The sequence below is a fragment of the Candidatus Rickettsia mendelii genome (assembly GCF_057543435.1).
The window spans coordinates 1-18,671 of sequence record NZ_BTGX01000016.1 but is presented as its reverse complement, the minus strand read 5'-3'; the positions used below and the strand labels follow the sequence as shown (position 1 = coordinate 18,671).

The following is an 18,671-nucleotide window of genomic DNA, read 5'->3' as shown; positions in this document are numbered from 1 at the left end:
AAGACTCATGATAATTATATAATTAACAAATACCATGTCAAAAAGCTATGATGCCAAAACCTAGCGTTATAAGTTTGAGGCATTAAAACTATAATTTTGCAGCACGTTTTAATCTGTCATTAATAGCAACACCAATATTTACAGGAAGGATAGGGGCGACTGCTATACTGCTTACATCATGTGCGGTAGCATAATCATCAAGTATTCTTAGATATGCATAAAGGTTTGCAGCAGCCTCTATAAAGTCACCTTTTGTGCTTAAATTTAGTGATAATATTCCTGCAAGCTTGCTATTACCAAAATTTAAGCCAATTTCTTTATCGTCTAAATTTGTAGCATTTAATCTAATTGGTACTTTTGGAGAGTAGTGTTTTGTAAACATTCCTGGAGCTTTTATGATATTTTCATATGATCTTTTAAGGATTTTTATATTTAGTACTTCTTCTAAAGCTTCAGAAGTTATGAAACCTTCTCTAAGTATAGTAGGATTTATAGTTGTTGCATCGATTATAGTTGACTCTAAGCCATACTTAGATTGATAGGTTTCAGGAGTGAGAATAAAAATTTCTGTGTTACCTGAAAAATGCTTTATAACATGTTCAGCATTAGTAGGACTAATATAATTTGAAGGATTCGCGCTTGGAGCTGCTATAGCTGTACCTGACTGCACAATTAATTCCAATGCTAAATGGTAAGATGGCATACGAAGTGCTATAGTCTTAAGTCCTGCTGTAACTGCAGGTGCTATATTTGCGGTATCTTTTAAAGGTATAACTATAGATAATGGACCAGGCCAAAATTTTTCTGCTATTTTTTCTGCTAAATCATTAAATATGCCTATTTTTTTTGCTTGCTCTATAGAAGCGACATGAACGATAAGTGGATTAATAGCTGGACGGTTTTTAAACTCAAAAATTTTTAAACACGCCTCATTATTAGTAGCGTCAGCACCGATCCCGTATACTGTTTCAGTTGGAAAAATAACTACTTTACCTGATTTTATAAATGCAGCTGCTTTTTTGATCATAAGCAGTTAAATTTAGCTATTTTGTGAAATAGTATACAAACATTCTGAAGTAATAGTAAACGATTATGTGCAATTTTTTGATCGGTGTCATTAACTAATACATTATCAAAAAAGCTAGAAATTGGAGTTAATAGCGATGATAATAATTGTAACGCTTCCTCATAAGCTTTATTATTTATACTATTTGCAATTTGTTTTGAAAGTTTTGAAGTCACTTCAAACAATTCTTTTTCAAGTTGACTATTAAATAGCTTAATATCAACTAAGCTAGAAATTTTTTGATTTTCAAGTATATTACTTGCTCGTTTATAAGCAATTAATAATTGCTTTCCTGTATCTTCTACTAAAAATTTTTGTAAAGCGTTAAGTTTTAGATTTATAGAAACCAGATCGTCTTGCATATTAAAGTCAAGAACAGCGTTAATTAATGGAATATCATATTGATTTTTGAAATAAAACTTTGCTCTTTCCTCAAAGAAAGATATTATTAAATTTTTATCAGATAAGTCCTTAGATTTCTTTCTAAAATCTACTTCTAGGGGTAACTTGTATGTTGGTTTAGTGCTCAGATCTTCACATGCATCTATATACGTTGTAGTTCTATGCTCTATATCTCCCTCAAATTTCTTCCTATAAACGTATTTAGAAAGAGGTTTTTTATATAAATTTATAGCAAAATTAATTAAATCAGTAAGTTGTAGCTCTAATTTATTCTCAAGTATTATTCTTATTATGCCAAGAGTTTGACGTCTTAATGCATATGGATCACCTGAGCCAGTAGGTGCTTCACCCGCTAGCATCAAACCAACCACACTATCTAATTTATCTGCAAGTGCAAGCAGTGCAGCATTTCCTCTTGGTACATTATCGTTAAGACCTTGTGGTTTATAATGATCTTTGATTGCAGCAGCTATTTCTTCAGCTAACTTTTCATGTTTTGCATAATAATAACCCATAATACCTTGTAAATTAGGAAATTCTCCGACCATTTCGGATACAAGATCACTTTTGCAAAGCTTTGCTGCTGTAATTAAATCTTGGTTATTTGGAGCTATATATTTGCATATATAAGTTATACGCTCAATTTTTTCTTTTAAATTACCAAGCTTTGCATGAAATGTTACTGCTTCTAATTTTGCTAAATTTGATTCTAAAGTTTTAGATATATCTTGCTTATAAAAATATAAGGCATCAGAAAGACGTGCTGATAATACTCTTTCATTACCTTGTACAACTAATTCGCTATTTGTAAACCTACCATTACTAACAAACAGAAAATATGGAGCAAAATTACTTTCTTTATCAAATAGACAAAAGTATTTTTGATGAGTCTGCATCGATGAAATTAGCACTTCTTTGGGTAATTCTAAAAATTTTTGTGGTATTTTTCCAAGTAGTACAATAGGAAATTCGCTAAGACCTGCTACTTCTTCTACTAAGCGTGTATCTTCTTTTGTAATTAAATTACGAGAATTTGCAAGCTCTAATAAACCAGTTTTAATTATTTCTTCTCTTTTTAATCTCTCTAAAATAACATTATTTTCTAGAAGTTTATTTTTATAATCTTCAAAATTCTCTACTTCTAATTTTTTCTTATTAGTAAGACGATGTCCGTACGTAATATTATTAGCTATTAAATGTCCAAATTGTAAAGGTAATATTTCACCATCAAATATACATAAAATATTCCGCAAAGGTCGTATCCATTTTATTTTATAATCTCCCCAAAACATGGACTTAGGCCAGCTATATTTATTAATAGCCTCTATAATAATTTTTGGTATAATTTTTTTTGTTTCTCTTGCTGTTGTTTTTTTGATGAAGAAATAATATAACTGATTATTAATCAGTTTAGTAGAAAGCTGTAGTTTATTAATATTATGAGCTTTGCAAAATCCACTAATTGCTGTTTCTGGTGCTTCTACGGCAGGACCTTTAATTTCTGTTTCTTTTAGTAAAGTCATTTTCGGTAAGTGCGTAGCATGCATAGTTATCCTACGAGGTCCTACAAATACTTGTATTTTTGCAAATATTTTGTTCTCCTCAAAAATTTTCATAAATATGTTTAAATAGCTTTCCTCAGCATTTTTTTGCATGAGAGCAGGTATTTCTTCACTAAACAGTTCTAGTAATAATTCACTCATTGATTCATCTCCAGCCATTTCATACAACAAATTCTTGCTAAATGACGCACCCTTAGAATATATGAAGCACGTTCTGTCACGCTAATTACTCCTAAAGCATTCAATTGATTAAAATAATGACTAGCTTTTGTACAATAATAATAAGCTGGCAGAGGTAAATTCTCTTTAACTAATCTCTCACACTGCTCTTCACTATCTCGAAAATGTCTCAGTAACATCTTGCTATCTGCAAGTTCTAAATTGAATTTTGAAAATTGCTGCTCGGATTCAAAATCTACTTCTCCATATTTTAAAGCTTTTTCTCCTACTTGTCCATTCCAATCAAGCTCTTTTACTTCATCAATTCCTTGAATATATAAAGCAAGACGCTCTAAGCCATAAGTAATTTCACCAGAAATTGGTTTACATTCAATACCGCCAATCTGTTGCATATAAGTAAATTGTGATACTTCCATGCCATTACACCATACTTCCCAGCCAAGACCTGCAGCACCAAGGGTTGGAGATTCCCAATCATCTTCAACAAAGCGAATATCATGAGTAGCTAGATCTATACCTAAACATTCCAAACTTTCAAGATATAGCTCTTGAATATTATCGGGCGATGGTTTTAGAATAACTTGGAATTGGTAGTAATGCTGCATTCTGTTAGGATGCATACCATACCTGCTATCACTAGGTCTTCTTGAAGGTTGTACATATGTAACAAACCATGATTTTGGACCAAGACAACGAAGTACTGTCGCAGGATGAAACGTACCTGCACCTACATGTGCATCATATGGCGCTAATATTGCACAGCCATAATCTTGCCAATAATTTTGCAGAGTAAGTATAATTTGTTGAAATGATAGTTTTTTCATAAAATATTTATTTCTCAAAGCTTAATTTCTTTTGCTTCACCTTTTACTCTTTGAATATCAAAATTATATCAAAATTATATCAAAATAAAGAATATTTAAATTAATAAATACTTACTAAAAATTAAGTTTTTATTTTGTGAATTTCTTATTTTTGTAAAGGAAATTATCTTTGTATCCTTTATGTTCTATACCTTGCATTGTTATAGGCTTTGTTTATGTAGTCTAAAAATATCTCATGTGGCTTACTGCTTACTAGAACCTACTAATAGTACTCTTTACCAATCTCAATCTTAGGGCGACCATTAACTATTCGCCAATTATTGGTATCACGTAATGATGGTATACAACCACAAAATTCTTGTTTATAAAAATGCTCTTCTTTAGCAATTTCATACATTCGGCTTGCTCCGCCATCTTTACGCCAATTATAAGTCCAGTAAGTTATCCCTTCGTAATGAGATGCTGCTTTAACGCCTGATTCATTGATTTGATTCATGTCCTTCCATCTAGAAATCCCAAGTGAGCTGGTAATGACCTTAAATCCATTCTCATGAGCATATAAAGCTGTGCGCTCGAAACGCATATCAAAGCACATACTGCAACGTTTGCCTCGCTCAGGTTCAAACTCCATACCTTTAGCACGTCTAAACCAATTTTGTGGATCATAATCCGCATCGATAAAGTCTACATTATGCTTTTCTGCAAAGCGTATATTTTCATTTTTACGAAGCTCATATTCCTTCTTAGGATGAATATTAGGGTTATAGAAAAAGAGTGTAAACTTAATTTTGCTATTAATCATTTTTTCCATTAGAGGACCAACACAAGGAGCACAACAACAATGTAGTAAAATTTTATTCTCATTGCCAGGTACTTCAAAAACTTCGCTCATAATTAATTCACTATATATTGCTTTATAGAATTTAAGAATTATAGAAGATAATAAAGCAAGCGCAATTAAATAATATGCAATGACATAATTATCACTGATAATCTAGATCATCATTATCCAGTGAGGTACTGGTCAAACATAGCAGCAGTAAGATTATATGAAAGCATGATATCGGTAGAATCGAATCGTACGCTAGTTGGAAATATCTCTACTACAAATGTTAAAATAGGTCTCATATAAGTACTGATAATCCCAGGGAATACTGTTTGTGAGATAAAAGCTAAAATAAAATTTATTGAACATAGGCATATAAAAATAGGATAGAATTCCTCATATTAGTACAGGACAAAGCCCAACCTTATTAGAAATATATACATATTCGGAAATATAATCATCATTATAATACAATCAAGTACGCGTACTATAAAGCTTGTAGCAAATACTGCAAAGGGAGAGTATCCTGCATTTTTGTATTAGAAGAAAAATGCTTGCTTAATATAAGTAAATTGTGCATAACGTATAATCTAACATTCTAAGGTACTACTGATCATGCCAGATATTACTACTTTTTTTATTGATTAAAAAAAGATAATAAAAGTAATACCTTGTTCTTAAGTAAAAATAGCTTTATTCTAAATTATAGATAACTTGAGTTATCTATGTTTTTTGTAAACCACTTTTTTAGTTAATTTAGCATTTACTCGAGAAGGAGAAAGTGCAGTATTTTGTTTAAGTTTTTTTGTTCTTTCTTTAGATAAAAGACTTTCTTTATTATTTTGTAATGTTTTCATGAACTTATCTATATTGCTTTGTTTTAGTTTTATTGTATTATCATTGTTTAAAATTAGTTCTCCAATTTTTTCACCAAGCTCAGGTGCATATCTGACAGCAAAAATTGATGCTGGCACAACTACGATAGAGAAAGCTGCTCCTGCAGTTGCAACACTAATTGCTCCTACAACAAGAGCACAAATAGCACCGGCAATTTTACCAGTAGCTTGTTTGAATATATTATTTCTTTTTGTAAATTCTAAAGATATCCCTAATATCTTATTAAATTCTGTCTTTATGTACGCAGTTGCTTCATTAATATTATTATATTTCTTTATTGCATACATTACAAATGTACTAAATAATTTTGCATTAGATTCGGCATAATTGATTATTCTATTAAAATCTTTCTCTTTTAAAAGTATTTTAAATACATTTTTAATTTTTTCTTTTTCTGTATCATCTATTTTTCTATCGCCGAGATAAATTTCTATAAGATTTTCAACTATTATATCTTGTGATTGTTCTAAAATATTATTTTTATTGTTCCTGTCCTCAGGAGTAATCATTATTGCAAATAACTTTAATGCTACAGAAAAATTATCATTGTTAATAACTCGTAAACCCAAATAATTCTTGAGTCTTGAAATGCATTTGTTAATATATTTTCCAGCTTCTGGTTTAGAATTAAGTCTTACTGTATAATCTATAGCAAGCATATTTGCAATAGTAGAGCAGGTAGATTCTGTAAGGTTATTGACAAAATTATTAATAATATCCTTTTTAAATAAATTAGTATTTACATTATTAAGTATTATTGCATTATTCATTTTAATAACTTATTTTGAAGATAATTTTCTGATATATAGTATTAATTTAGCATAAATAAGATTAGGAGAGTGATCTATTGAAAGTTTATAAATATTTTTAGGTGTTAATATTTCTTCATTACGTACTCGTACAAAAGATATAAGAGTATTAGGAGGCATATAAGAGTAAATGTCATTAAATATTTTTAAAAAAGTCATAAAGTCAGTACATGCATATTTTATATTTATGCTATAATTATTAACATGAATCGTCTCATTTTCTTCTTCAATTGTTGGAAAATTATTTTTAAAAAACACTGAACTTATAGATACATCTATAGGCTCTATTAGGTTATATTTATTACTTAAGCTTTTTATTTTAGGAATTAGTTTTTGATAATTTAAGCAACTTATCCCACTTGGCACATTTAAATCTACATATTTTTTATAAGATTCTAATATTTCTTCTTTAGAATTAGAATTAGTGACGGAATAAAGCTTTAGAACTTCTTTCGTTAGATTTTCTTGAGCAACTTGTTTATCAAAAATAGATTGTTTATATTCTTGCTGTAAATTTTTTATTATCCAAATAGTTAATGAAATAAAGAAAAAATATACAATAAATTGAAAGAATATAAGATTCTTTAAATACAAAATATATTTTTCAAACATTATTTTTACCTTGGGTTATTAGATTCTGCGCTTGAAATTTAAAATAATCTATTTTAGCTCTTTTTGACTGCAAATTATAAGATTTTTTTGAAATAAAGGGCTCAATTCTTATTAGCAGAACCTAGGTTTTATTATCAATTATATTAATCGATAAAGGAATTGTTACTTTATCCGATAACTCAAGTATTTTGTCTTTGTATATAACATAATTTATGTGTAGATGAGATAATTTATTTTTTACATTTTGCATATGATCATCTAACATTTTTATAGACTCATCTACTGATACATTATTAGTATTATATTTAAGTAATAACTTAATTATTAACTGTCTTTTGGAAACTAGTAAAATATTATCTATATTTGTTAATTCCCATTTAATTTCTTCTAATTTAAAAGCAGGATTTAAAGTGACTATTAGTCTTTTAAGTAAATTAAATGGTAATGGTACAGGTGCTTCTAGTAATTTTTCTATTACGTATAAATCAGCAAGATTAGTAGTATTTTTAATATAAGGATACTTATATTTGATGTTATCATATTCTTGATTTGTTGCGTAATATTTTTCATTGATAGACTTTATATCTTTGTAATTCTGCTTTGTATTATATTTGATAATACAGACTACTAATATTAATATTATAAGTAATGCACTATATAATTTAAATGTTATATCTTTTATAGTAGCTAGTTTTTTTATTGATTTTAAATGATTATTATATGCAGGGAAACTCTTATGTTCTAGAAATAACCTACTAATATTTGTATCTATAAGTCTTTTTCTTTCTAGACCTTGTTCATTTAGTATATTATCAACAGGTATAAAGATTACAGGATGATTTTCAAAATTTGTTGACTCTAATAAGGATTTTAACTCTTCATCTACTATGAGAATTATGCAAACTTTTGTATTAAGATTACTGATATAATTTTTAAATAATATAAAACAATCATTAATTTCTTGTTCTATAATACCTTGAACATATGATACGGTTTTATCAAATGGATAATCAAAATTTCTAATTGTAATTATATTATTTTTATGTTTGATAATGAATTTTATACCACTGGCGTGTGATGTAAATGCACAAATTTGAAAATAATCAGTATATTTGTTATTTTCTACATTCTGCACTATTTTATTTATAATAACTTGTAGCTCTAATGTTAAAAAATAGAACCCTTTTAAATTAATTGATCTTTTATCTATAGTACATGCAATTATATCGCTTAAAGGTGTTTCAAAAGGACATGACATAATTAAAGTCGACCAAATCTCGTTTGGTTTAGTGACAACCTCGTAAACACAATGTGCTATAATGTCTTCTTTATTAAAATAACTTTTGATAAATTGCTTAATAGGATCAAGTTTAACTATTGACTGTAATATAGGTATTTGATCATGCCGTGTTTTACATTTAGTACTATCAAGTAAAAAATAAACATCACTTTTTGGAAATTTATTAAAAAATTCTTTATAAGGATTTAGGTCAATGTGTTCTTCAATAGGGATAGATAATTTATCTAATAATTTATTGCCGAAAAAAACGCTAAGAAAAACACATTTATTACCTAATAAAACTACAATATTTTTTCTTTTGAAAGAATATATTTTTAATTTTGTAGCAAAATTAACAAAATGTAATTTGATTGAATTAAAAATATTTTGCATAAATAAATTTATTTTAATCACAATTCATTATATTTTTTACTATACTGCATATAAACGTTTGAGTATAAGGAAACTTTAAATTTATTTTATGATTTTTACATGATTTAAGAAAATAACTTACCATACCATGATTTAATAAAGAAAAATACTAAGTTGTTTTCTGAGGTGCCATAGTCGAAGCCATGGTATAACATCGAAATCATACATAAATACCTATGAAGTTATAACATTAACTAAATATATTAAATAGCTATCATAATTTATATGACTAAATTTACCACTGAAGAAGTTAGAAGTAAATTTATAACTTACTTTAAAGCAAATAATCATACACATGTACCAGCTAGCTCATTAATTCCGCACAATGATCCAAGCTTAATGTTTGTCAATTCCGGGATGGTGCAATTTAAGAATGTTTTTACCGGACAAGAAAAAAAAGCTTACAATAAGGCAGTAACTAGTCAAAAATCTCTTAGAGCTGGTGGGAAACATAACGATCTTGAAAATGTAGGCTATACTGCAAGACATCATACATTTTTTGAAATGCTAGGTAATTTTTCTTTCGGTGACTATTTTAAAGAACAGGCAATATATTACGCTTGGGATTTGTTGACTAAAGAATTTGAATTACCAAAAGACAAGCTATATGTAACGGTTTATCATACTGATGATGAAGCAGCTTCTTATTGGGGGAAAATAGCAGGCTTTAAAGATGATCATATAATCAGGATCAAAACAAATGATAATTTTTGGTCAATGGGCGATACTGGTCCTTGTGGTCCTTGTTCTGAGATTTTTTATGATCATGGTGAGCATATATATGGCGGTTTGCCAGGCACTAAAGATGAAGATGGTGATCGTTTTATTGAGATTTGGAATATGGTATTTATGCAATATGAACAAATTGATAAGGATACTAAAATAGAATTACCACAAAAATCTATTGATACTGGAGTAGGCCTCGAACGTATAACTGCGGTGTTGCAGCACGTTAACAATAATTATGAAATAGATTTATTTCAGGAAATAATTAATTTTACTGAAAATATCGTAAAAGTACAAGTAGAGGCAGAAGCTAAATTCTCGTATCGGGTCATTGCTGATCATTTAAGAGCTAGTGCATTTTTAATAGCTGATGGTGTAGTACCTTCAAATGAAGGGCGTGGTTATGTACTTCGCCGTATTATGCGTAGAAGTATGAGACATGCTCATATCCTTGGTGCTAAAGAGCCATTAATGTATAAATTGCTACCAAAACTTATCGATTTAATGGGTAATGTTTATCCAGAACTTAAGAGAGCAGAAAACTTTATAAGTAACACTTTAGAGCAAGAAGAGATTAGATTTAAAAATACCCTAGAACGTGGCCTAAAGCTTCTTTCCGAAGAGATAGAAAATCTAGAGAAAGGTAATGATTTATCAGGAGAAGTAGCATTTAAATTATATGATACTTATGGCTTTCCTCTTGATTTAACCGAAGATATTTTAAAAAGTCATGGAATTACTGTTGATCATCAAGGTTTTGAGCAGCAAATGTTTGTACAGAAGGAGCGTGCTCGCAAATCTTGGCTTGGCTCAGGAGAGTCTAAAATTGATCAGTTATGGTTCGATATCAAAGCTCAGCACGGTGGTACAGAGTTTTTAGGATATACATTTAATAAAGCAGAAGGCAAAATAATTGCATTAATCAAAGATAATAATTTGGTTTCTGATATAAAAGAAACAGATACGCAATTTCTACTAATTAGTAACCAAACTCCTTTTTATGGCGAATCAGGAGGGCAAGTGGGTGATGTAGGAATAATTGAAGCAAAGGATTGTGAAATAGAGGTAGTAGATACTTTAAAACATTTAAATACTATTATAGTTCATAAGTGTATTTTGAAGAAAGGCAAAGTTAGTACAGGTGAAAATGCTAATTTTATTATCAATATTAAATATAGGCAAAATCTGAGAATTCATCATTCAGCGACACATATATTACACGCAGTACTACATGAGGTACTTGGCAAACATATTACACAAAAAGGTTCTTTGGTTGCACCAACCTATTTAAGGTTTGATATTAGTCACTTTAAAGCTCTCACTCTTGATGAGATTACTTTAATCGAAGATAAAGTAAATGAAATTATTAGAGATAATCATGAAGTAAATACTACATTAATGGCTACTGAGTATGCAGTCAAGCAAGGCGCTATGGCACTATTCGGTGAGAAATATGATTCTGAAGTAAGAGTAGTTAGGATAGGTTATAACTCTTTAGAATTATGTGGTGGTACGCATGTCAGACGCACAGGTGATATTGGTTGCTTTAAAATTACGAGTGAATGTGCTATTGCTGCAGGTATTCGTAGAATTGAAGCAGTTTGTGGTGAATTTGTAATCAAGTTAATTAGAGAAAAAGATTATTTACTTAAATCAGTAGAAAATATTTTAAATACCAATAAAAATGAGTTTATTACTAAAGTTAATAATATTATAGAGCGGAATAAAGAACTTGAGAAAGAGCTTGAAAAAGTTCATTTAGCTAGTTTAGATCTAAGTATAGAACAGATTACTGCAGAAGCTGAAGAAATAGCAGGCTATAAGTTGATTTATCGATATATAGAGAATTTAGACAGTAAAGTACTACGTCAGGCTGCTGAAAAATTAACGAAAAAAACAGAGGATTTAATAGTAGTATATATTGCTAATAATAGTAGTAAATTATCTATTACAATTGCAGTTAGTAAACAATTAATTGATAAACTTAATGCTGGTAATATTGCAAAAGAACTCTCTTTATTTTTAGGTGGTAGTGGAGGGGGAGGAAAGGCAACTATTGCCCAAGCAGGTGGAAATGACATAAGTAAACTAACTAACATACATCAAAAATTATATAGATTGTTAACGATGTCATAGTATACTAATTTAATTTGAAAAATTTGTTACATTGTTTCTCACTTTTGATCATCTACAATTAATCAAACTACACTCTAGCAAGAACTGTGAGACTGGTCACTCTTTAATCTGGATTAAATTTTGTCTACTGAGCTTTCATTTATTAGAGGTATATAAACTTATTCTCTTTGAAAAGTAGTATAATTTAAGTTTGTAAAGAATGCTGTGACTGATACTCTGCTCCTATAAAATAGAGTCCGGATGCAGGAGCAGTAGGGCCAGCTGCTCTTCTATCTCTGGCTTCTAGCACATCCTTAATTTGTTCTGCCTGCCAGATATTTTTTCCAACAAGTACTAAACTACTGACAATGTTACGTACCATATGATGCAAAAATGATGGTGCTGAGAAGTAAAATCTTATTTCTTCATCTTCTTTTATAATACTAAGTGCTGTTAAAGTTTTTATTGGTGATTTTGATTGGCATGAGCTAGCTCTAAATGAAGTAAAATCATGTTTACCTATAAAGTAAGATGCACCATTTTGCATAGCTAGAATATCTAAAGGTGAACTAATCCACCATGCGCGGTTAAGATAAATAACTGAAGGATAAGACCGATTAATAATTTTATACATGTAGTGACGTGCAATAGCTGAAAATCGTGCATGAAAATTATGGTCAACTAATTCACAATTCCATACTACTACTGCATAGGGACGTACAAAATAATTAATTGCTTTAATAATTTTATGAGGTTCTAAATACTTTAAAAGGTCAAAATGTGCTACTTGACCTATTGCATGTACACCAGCATCTGTTCTTCCTGATCCGAACAATACTATATGTTCACCAGAGAATTTATAAATTGCTTCTTCTAGTATTTGTTGTACTGACATTACTTCTGCTTGCCTTTGCCAACCTGCAATATCTGTACCTAAATACTCAATAGTGATCTTATATCGATACATAAATTTCTAGTTATGATACTTATTGCAATGATCCCATACATACTACAGCCTATCCAGTATTGTTTCATGGTTCATATGTCATTCTCGTGAAGCAGGAAATCAGAATAAAATGTAGTGTGAAAAACTACAAATTTTATAGCATAAGAACATAAAAAACTAAGTTTTTTATTTTTTACTGGATCTCCATTTTTGTAGAAATGACATTGATTGTGTTTTATGAGCTATAAAATAATAACAAAATGATTACGGTATACGACCTGTTCTATGTAAGCAAAACCATTCTTATGCCTTCAATAAATCTGATGGATTGCCATCATTACGTTTCCCTCCACTTCTAAAACTACTAAGCTTTTTGGATCTAATAGGATGCTGTAATTTTCTTAGAGCTTTTGACTCAATTTGTCTTATTCGTTCTCTAGTTACTTTAAATTGTTGTCCTACTTCTTCTAAGGTATGATCGGTATTCATGCCTATACCAAATCGCATTCTAAGCACTCTTTCTTCACGAGGAGTAAGAGTCGCAAGTACTCTAGTTGTTACTTCTCGTAAATTTGACTGAATTGCTGCATCAATTGGTGCTACTGCATTCTTATCTTCAATAAAATCGCCTAAATAACTGTTGTCATCATCCCCTACAGGATTCTCAAGACTGATAGGTTCTTTAGCTATTTTCATAACTTTCCGTACTTTATCAAGTGGCATTGAAAGTCTAGATGCAATTTCTGCTGCAGTTGGTTCATATCCTAGCTCATTAAGCATTTGTCTTGAGGTTCGCAGTATTTTATTAATTGTCTCAATCATGTGTACAGGGATACGTATAGTTCTTGCTTGGTCAGCAATAGCTCTTGTTATAGCTTGTCTAATCCACCAAGTAGCATAGGTAGAGAATTTATAGCCACGACGATATTCAAATTTATCCACCGCTTTCATAAGACCTATATTACCTTCTTGAATTAAATCTAAAAACTGTAATCCTCTGTTAGCATATTTTTTAGCGATAGATATAACTAAACGTAAATTTGCCTCTATCATATCTTTTTTTGCTTGAAGTGTTTGCCTTTCGCTTTTTTGTATAGTATTTACTAGCTTTTTAAAATCATTTACTAAAAGACCAGTATTAGTTTCTATAATTGATAATTCATTAATCATTTGATCTATATAGTCGGATTCTTTAATAATTAACTCTTTCCAAGCAATTTTTTTATTTTTTAGCATTTTTTCTTTCCATGCTGCATTGATAACTGATCCTATATATTCATCAAGGAAATTTTTACGAGTTATTCCGTATTCCCCAGCAAGTTTTAAAAAAGCTGTTTCTTTATTGATTAAATCACGATTTATTTCATACATTTTAGTTAAAATTTCTTCTGTTCTTTTAGAATTAAAATGTATTTCTGAAACTTCATTTATTAATAACTCTAAATTATTATTATATTTTTTACTTTTTTGTAAGACTTTTGGCTCAAAAGACTTCTCATAGGATTTTTTAGCTTCAATTAGTAATTCTTCACAGACAAAAGCAATCTTTTTCATACGCTCTATAATATTAGGTAATATTTGTGTCTCTACTCTAGACATCGACAAGTTAGTTTCTTCATGCTCTTCTCCTTCATTATCGCTATTATGTTCTTCATCATTTTCGGGAGCTTCGTCATGTAACATGTTAGCTTCTAAATCTATTAGATCACGTAATAACATTTTTTCATTAACTAAATCTTCATACCAGACTATAAAACAACGCATAGCAATAGGACTTCTGCATAACGAAGCAGTCATTGTTTTGCGTCCTTCCTCAATTCTTTTTGCTATTTCTACTTCATTTTCACGAGTTAAAAGATCAACCCCTCCTATATCCTTAAGGTACAATCTTACAGGATCATCAGTAGTCCCTATATTTTCTTCTTCCACCTCATCTTCGTATTCATTATCAATATTAGTAGATAGCTTAAATTCTTCATCAATTCCGATATCAAGCTTAATTTCATCATCTTCGTTAGATTCTAAAATATCTACTCTCGCATCGGAAAATTTTAATATAGCTTCTTCTAGTTGTCTTATTGAAGGATTTTTGTTCAGAGGAAGAGCTTTGTTTATATCATCGTAAGTAACTGGCACCTTTTTAGATTTAGCTTTTCTAATTAAACTATCTATTTTGTCTAGATCGTTATCTATATTACTCATTAAACACCTATAGAATAAATTAAGTTAACTATAAACTTAAGACTTTTATAGCTTCAATTAGTAAGGTGTTGACAACAAATTTTGCAAGATTAGTGCATGTTTATGCATTTATCTGCTTTAGCAAACTTGCTTTGGAACTTAGTCAATACCTTACTAGTTGAAGCTATACTTAAACTCATGTTAAGTTGTAATGTAATTAATAAAAGATTCGTTTAAAACCTGAAGTTCATTTACAATCTTCAGAATTTCTTTTTTATATAGTAAAACTTTTTCATAATTGTGATTATCAATGTTGTTTATAGTGGAAGCATATTCTTGTTGTAAATTGATCAGATAATATTTTTTATGTAGCCACTGCCATAGTAAATCTAGTTGAATATTGTTTTTATTAAATGAGACATCTAAAAATAAATTATCTGCCCTTGATAATAATAAAAAAATATTAAAAAAGCTAGTTTTTTCCACAATTGCAGTAATTTCACTTTTTTCTACGTTATTATCTATAATTTCGCTTAAATACCAATTACGAAATTCTTCAAGCAATTTATTATTAAAATTTAAGTTTAGGATGAAATCTCTAATATCTTTTTCTTGAAGAAGCTTAGGAAACTTAACTAATAAGGTACAAAAAGCATGTTCTAATATTTCAAGCTCTGAATATCCATGGCTTGAAGGTATAGGAGTTAAATTTGAGCTTTTAGTTATGACTTTTGTCTGCTTTGTGACTAAATTTTGCCATATTTGATCTTTAAAAAATCTGTAATAGCTAGTTCTTAAATTACTGTCTACTATTTTAGTACAATAATCTTGTAAATTTTTTTCTAAATTTGCTTTTTCTTCTGCAGTTTTAAAACTCTTACCACTATATTCTATATGCCAAATCATTTGTGATAAGCTTATTCTTTGATCTATAAGTTTTGCAAAAAATTCTACACTATTTTTATTTACTACATCGTCAGGATCTAGACCACTTGGTAGTCTAATAAAAGAAATTTTCTTTTCGCTATTAATAAGTGGTAACGTTAGGTTAATAGTTCTTATGCTAGCTTTTATTCCAGCATTATCTCCATCAAGACATAATATAATTTCATCTCCTGCACGCCATAATTTATGTAAATGATTTCTGGTAATGCTAGTGCCAAGACTTGCAACCGTTTCACTAAAACCGGCCTGATGTAGTGCAATAACATCGAAATAACCTTCTACTAAAATTGAGTAATTCTTTTTATATGCAGTACTTATGGCTTTATGTTCACCATAAAGAACCTCACTTTTCTGAAATATTATAGTTTCAGGTGAATTTAAATATTTAGGTAACTCTTCACCTAATACTCTACCGCCAAATCCAACAATTTTATTGTAAATATTTTTAATTGGGATGGTAATGCGGTTATAAAATAAATTATATATTTCACCATTTTGCCGTTTACCAATTAAGCCCGCTTTGCTAAGCTCTGCATTAGATATACCCTTATCATGAAAAAATTTCTCAAGTTTATTATTTCTAGGCGCAAAACCTATTGAAAATTCTTTTATTGTTTTTTCAGTAATATTTCTTCCATGCAGGTAATTTAATATTTCAGGTGTTAATTGTGCTCTAAAAAATTTATTAGCAAGTTCTAAAATATTTAGAATTTCGTCGGATTCTGCATAAAATTGCTTTTGTTTTTCATTTAATTTGGGTATTTCTATACTGTAATCGGTTGCAAGTTTTATAGCAGAATCGTTATAAGATAAGCCACTAATATTGGAAATGAATTTTATAACATCACCGGTTGCTTTACAGCCAAAACAATAAAAAAATCTCTTACTATCATTAACTGTAAAAGAAGGAGTCTTCTCTTGATGAAAAGGACATAGACCTACATAATTACCAGATTTTTTAGTTAAAACTACTTTTTGTCCCACTATATCAGATATTTTAATACGGTTTCTTAAGAACTCATAAAATTCCAGTGTAACTTGCATATTTTATATTATATAAGAAAGAATAGTAGTAAAAAGACAATAAGAAAGAGGTACAGATAAATTATCGTTAATTCTTAAATCTTTTGAATAAAATTCAGCTGCTGTAGTCGCTATGCAGCTTATTATTATTATAATATAACTTGTGCTATACCCTAAGTAGAAATATACTAATATACTTATAAAAATTGCAGAAGTTAAAAAGGTAATAGAACCTGCTATTGATTTACCGTTACTTAAATTATTGCCTATTTTGACTCCGACAAGAGCTGCTAAGCAATCGGAAATAATTAAAATTAACCAAGAACAAATTACTAAATTTTTAGGAAAAAGAAGAGCAGTTAAGAAAAAACCAAGCATCATAAAGCTAATACCACTTAAAACAAAAGAGTTGTTATTTTCTTCAAGTCGTATAATTTTTGCAAAAAATTTAGTTACAAATTTGTTAACATGTACATTACTACGACGCGATATGTCTAAATATAAAGTAATAGTGGTTATTATGAATAGGAATAATGTAATGGTGGTTCTTGAAATAAACAAATAAAATAGTGGGAATATTATAGCTGATAGATGAAAAATTTTACGCTTTTTTTCAAAGTTAAAATCTTTAATTTTCATAAGATTACTAAATTTCTTTTTAGATATGTAGAAAATAATTAAAAAAGGCTTATTTGACAAATTTAATTATTACAAATATACTTAGCACTGAGTTTTTTATTTAGTCTAAGATCTAAATCATTATTGAAAACAGTATACTGAAACTACTAAATTTATACAATATAATTATGATGGCAAAATTTCCTATCACCACTAAAGGTTTTGAAAAGTTAGAACAAGAGCTTAAACATTTAAAACATGTGGAGCGTAAAAAAGTTAGTGAAGATATTGCAACGGCACGAGAACATGGCGATTTATCTGAAAATGCTGAATATGAAGCTGCACGTGAGAAACAAGCATTTATAGAAGGGCGTATTCAACAGCTTGAAGATATAACAGCTAGAGCAGAGATTATAGATATTTCAAAGTTATCTGGTGATAGTATAAAGTTTGGTGCTACCGTTACTTTAATCGATGACGAAACTGAAGAAGAAGTTACATATAATATTGTCGGAGAATATGAAGCTGATATAACCAAAAAAAGAGTTTCAATTGCTTCTCCTATAGCAAAAGCTTTAATTGGTAAATCAGTAAGTGATGTTGTAGAAGTTACAACACCAAGGGGATTAAAATCATATGAGGTAGTTGAAATTGCATATAAAGAATTAGAACTCTAATAAGATTTCTTGCTGTTGCATAGCTCAAAAAATCCATCTATTATGCTACAATTTAATCGTGAGCTCAGTGTGAGGTAAGGATAAAAATAGATAGAAGTTAGGAATAGAGAGATTAAAAATATTAGTTTTATATTGTAAGTATTAACACAAGAATGATATAGAATAGGAGGTTCATAGGTAATTTGTGCTTTGAATGCTCTAAGATTCATAGACTTTTTTAGAACATTAAATATAGATTCAATGAATGAACGATCTTTTGCATAATAAAACTATGTCTTCTATATCTAACAAATGATTTTCATTTTTTCTGTATTTCCTGTAAATAAAGGTAACTCATGAGAATATAAGTTATTAAATTAATCTTTGGATATATATCTTTTATCATCAAAGATTTTGTTTTGTAATTCAGTTATTATATCACCTATTGTTGATAAATTAGTACTATTAGCTTTAGTAATTTAATTGTCATAATTATTTCTTTATGATTAATTACAAGATGTAATGAATACTCTATAGATTCCCTATAACTGCTTATTGCTATTTTAACAAGA

Annotated in this window: 14 protein-coding genes; 2 read left to right on the top strand and 12 right to left on the bottom strand. The window is 29.2% G+C overall.

Going from position 1 to position 18,671, the window contains the following annotated elements; all coding sequences use genetic code 11:
- Nucleotides 1-88: 88 nt before the first annotated feature.
- The 8 genes from AC27F4_RS02950 to AC27F4_RS02915 form a co-directional block, all read right to left on the bottom strand.
- On the bottom strand, nucleotides 89-1,027 hold the full coding sequence (locus AC27F4_RS02950; RefSeq protein ID WP_487061947.1) for an L-threonylcarbamoyladenylate synthase: 939 nt from the start codon (nucleotides 1,025-1,027) through the stop codon (nucleotides 89-91).
- Entirely contained in the window at nucleotides 1,024-3,171 is a 2,148-nt protein-coding gene (glyS, locus tag AC27F4_RS02945; protein WP_487061945.1) for a glycine--tRNA ligase subunit beta, read from the bottom strand. Before glyS ends, AC27F4_RS02950 begins: the two co-directional genes overlap by 4 nt.
- Nucleotides 3,168-4,034, bottom strand: coding sequence for a glycine--tRNA ligase subunit alpha (locus AC27F4_RS02940; RefSeq protein ID WP_487061944.1), 867 nt, complete (start codon nucleotides 4,032-4,034; stop codon nucleotides 3,168-3,170). The genes glyS and AC27F4_RS02940 overlap by 4 nt, the downstream gene beginning before the upstream one ends.
- Before the next feature lie 262 nt (nucleotides 4,035-4,296).
- Entirely contained in the window at nucleotides 4,297-4,926 is a 630-nt protein-coding gene (locus tag AC27F4_RS02935) for an epoxyqueuosine reductase QueH (protein ID WP_487061942.1), read from the bottom strand.
- Nucleotides 4,927-5,039: 113 nt separating this feature from the next.
- Nucleotides 5,040-5,162, bottom strand: a complete 123-nt coding sequence (locus AC27F4_RS02930; protein ID WP_487061940.1) for a hypothetical protein — start codon at nucleotides 5,160-5,162, stop codon at nucleotides 5,040-5,042.
- Nucleotides 5,163-5,579: 417 nt separating this feature from the next.
- On the bottom strand, nucleotides 5,580-6,527 hold the full coding sequence (locus tag AC27F4_RS02925) for an RP853 family protein (protein WP_487061938.1): 948 nt from the start codon (nucleotides 6,525-6,527) through the stop codon (nucleotides 5,580-5,582).
- A 9-nt stretch (nucleotides 6,528-6,536) separates the two neighbouring features.
- A complete protein-coding gene (locus AC27F4_RS02920; RefSeq protein ID WP_487061936.1) occupies nucleotides 6,537-7,178 on the bottom strand; it encodes a hypothetical protein in 642 nt (213 codons plus the stop codon).
- Between the two features lie 121 nt (nucleotides 7,179-7,299).
- Nucleotides 7,300-8,871, bottom strand: a complete 1,572-nt coding sequence (locus AC27F4_RS02915) for a hypothetical protein (protein ID WP_487061934.1) — start codon at nucleotides 8,869-8,871, stop codon at nucleotides 7,300-7,302.
- A 243-nt stretch (nucleotides 8,872-9,114) separates the two neighbouring features.
- On the opposite strand from AC27F4_RS02915, the gene alaS reads away from it, so the two are divergent.
- The gene (alaS, locus tag AC27F4_RS02910) at nucleotides 9,115-11,751 is read left to right on the top strand and encodes an alanine--tRNA ligase (protein ID WP_487061932.1); all 2,637 of its coding nucleotides are present in this window, start codon (nucleotides 9,115-9,117) and stop codon (nucleotides 11,749-11,751) included.
- A 184-nt stretch (nucleotides 11,752-11,935) separates the two neighbouring features.
- Here alaS and truA read toward each other — a convergent pair whose 3' ends face one another.
- The 4 genes from truA to AC27F4_RS02890 form a co-directional block, all read right to left on the bottom strand.
- Nucleotides 11,936-12,697, bottom strand: a complete 762-nt coding sequence (truA, locus tag AC27F4_RS02905; RefSeq protein WP_487061930.1) for a tRNA pseudouridine(38-40) synthase TruA — start codon at nucleotides 12,695-12,697, stop codon at nucleotides 11,936-11,938.
- Between the two features lie 282 nt (nucleotides 12,698-12,979).
- Nucleotides 12,980-14,878, bottom strand: coding sequence for an RNA polymerase sigma factor RpoD (gene rpoD / locus AC27F4_RS02900; protein ID WP_487061928.1), 1,899 nt, complete (start codon nucleotides 14,876-14,878; stop codon nucleotides 12,980-12,982).
- A 180-nt stretch (nucleotides 14,879-15,058) separates the two neighbouring features.
- Complete coding sequence (gene dnaG / locus AC27F4_RS02895) at nucleotides 15,059-16,846, bottom strand: DNA primase (RefSeq protein WP_487061926.1); 1,788 nt, start codon at nucleotides 16,844-16,846, stop codon at nucleotides 15,059-15,061.
- A gap of 3 nt (nucleotides 16,847-16,849) precedes the next feature.
- Nucleotides 16,850-17,464 carry a diacylglycerol/polyprenol kinase family protein gene (locus AC27F4_RS02890; protein ID WP_487061924.1) on the bottom strand — a complete coding sequence of 205 codons (615 nt, stop codon included), beginning with the start codon at nucleotides 17,462-17,464 and terminating at the stop codon, nucleotides 16,850-16,852.
- Between the two features lie 167 nt (nucleotides 17,465-17,631).
- Here AC27F4_RS02890 and greA point away from each other — a divergent pair, with 167 nt between their 5' ends.
- Nucleotides 17,632-18,120 carry a transcription elongation factor GreA gene (greA, locus tag AC27F4_RS02885; protein WP_487061922.1) on the top strand — a complete coding sequence of 163 codons (489 nt, stop codon included), beginning with the start codon at nucleotides 17,632-17,634 and terminating at the stop codon, nucleotides 18,118-18,120.
- Nucleotides 18,121-18,671: the final 551 nt, after the last annotated feature.

Coding starts and splice junctions, on each gene's coding strand:
- AC27F4_RS02935 (WP_487061942.1), bottom strand. CDS start 4,926: ATGAGCGAAGTTTTTGAAGTACCTGGCAATGAGAATAAAATTTTACTA.
- AC27F4_RS02890 (WP_487061924.1), bottom strand. CDS start 17,464: ATGAAAATTAAAGATTTTAACTTTGAAAAAAAGCGTAAAATTTTTCAT.
- greA (WP_487061922.1), top strand. CDS start 17,632: ATGATGGCAAAATTTCCTATCACCACTAAAGGTTTTGAAAAGTTAGAA.
- AC27F4_RS02920 (WP_487061936.1), bottom strand. CDS start 7,178: ATGTTTGAAAAATATATTTTGTATTTAAAGAATCTTATATTCTTTCAA.
- truA (WP_487061930.1), bottom strand. CDS start 12,697: ATGTATCGATATAAGATCACTATTGAGTATTTAGGTACAGATATTGCA.
- glyS (WP_487061945.1), bottom strand. CDS start 3,171: ATGAGTGAATTATTACTAGAACTGTTTAGTGAAGAAATACCTGCTCTC.
- dnaG (WP_487061926.1), bottom strand. CDS start 16,846: ATGCAAGTTACACTGGAATTTTATGAGTTCTTAAGAAACCGTATTAAA.
- alaS (WP_487061932.1), top strand. CDS start 9,115: ATGACTAAATTTACCACTGAAGAAGTTAGAAGTAAATTTATAACTTAC.
- AC27F4_RS02930 (WP_487061940.1), bottom strand. CDS start 5,162: ATGAGACCTATTTTAACATTTGTAGTAGAGATATTTCCAACTAGCGTA.
- AC27F4_RS02940 (WP_487061944.1), bottom strand. CDS start 4,034: ATGAAAAAACTATCATTTCAACAAATTATACTTACTCTGCAAAATTAT.
- rpoD (WP_487061928.1), bottom strand. CDS start 14,878: ATGAGTAATATAGATAACGATCTAGACAAAATAGATAGTTTAATTAGA.
- AC27F4_RS02925 (WP_487061938.1), bottom strand. CDS start 6,527: ATGAATAATGCAATAATACTTAATAATGTAAATACTAATTTATTTAAA.
- AC27F4_RS02950 (WP_487061947.1), bottom strand. CDS start 1,027: ATGATCAAAAAAGCAGCTGCATTTATAAAATCAGGTAAAGTAGTTATT.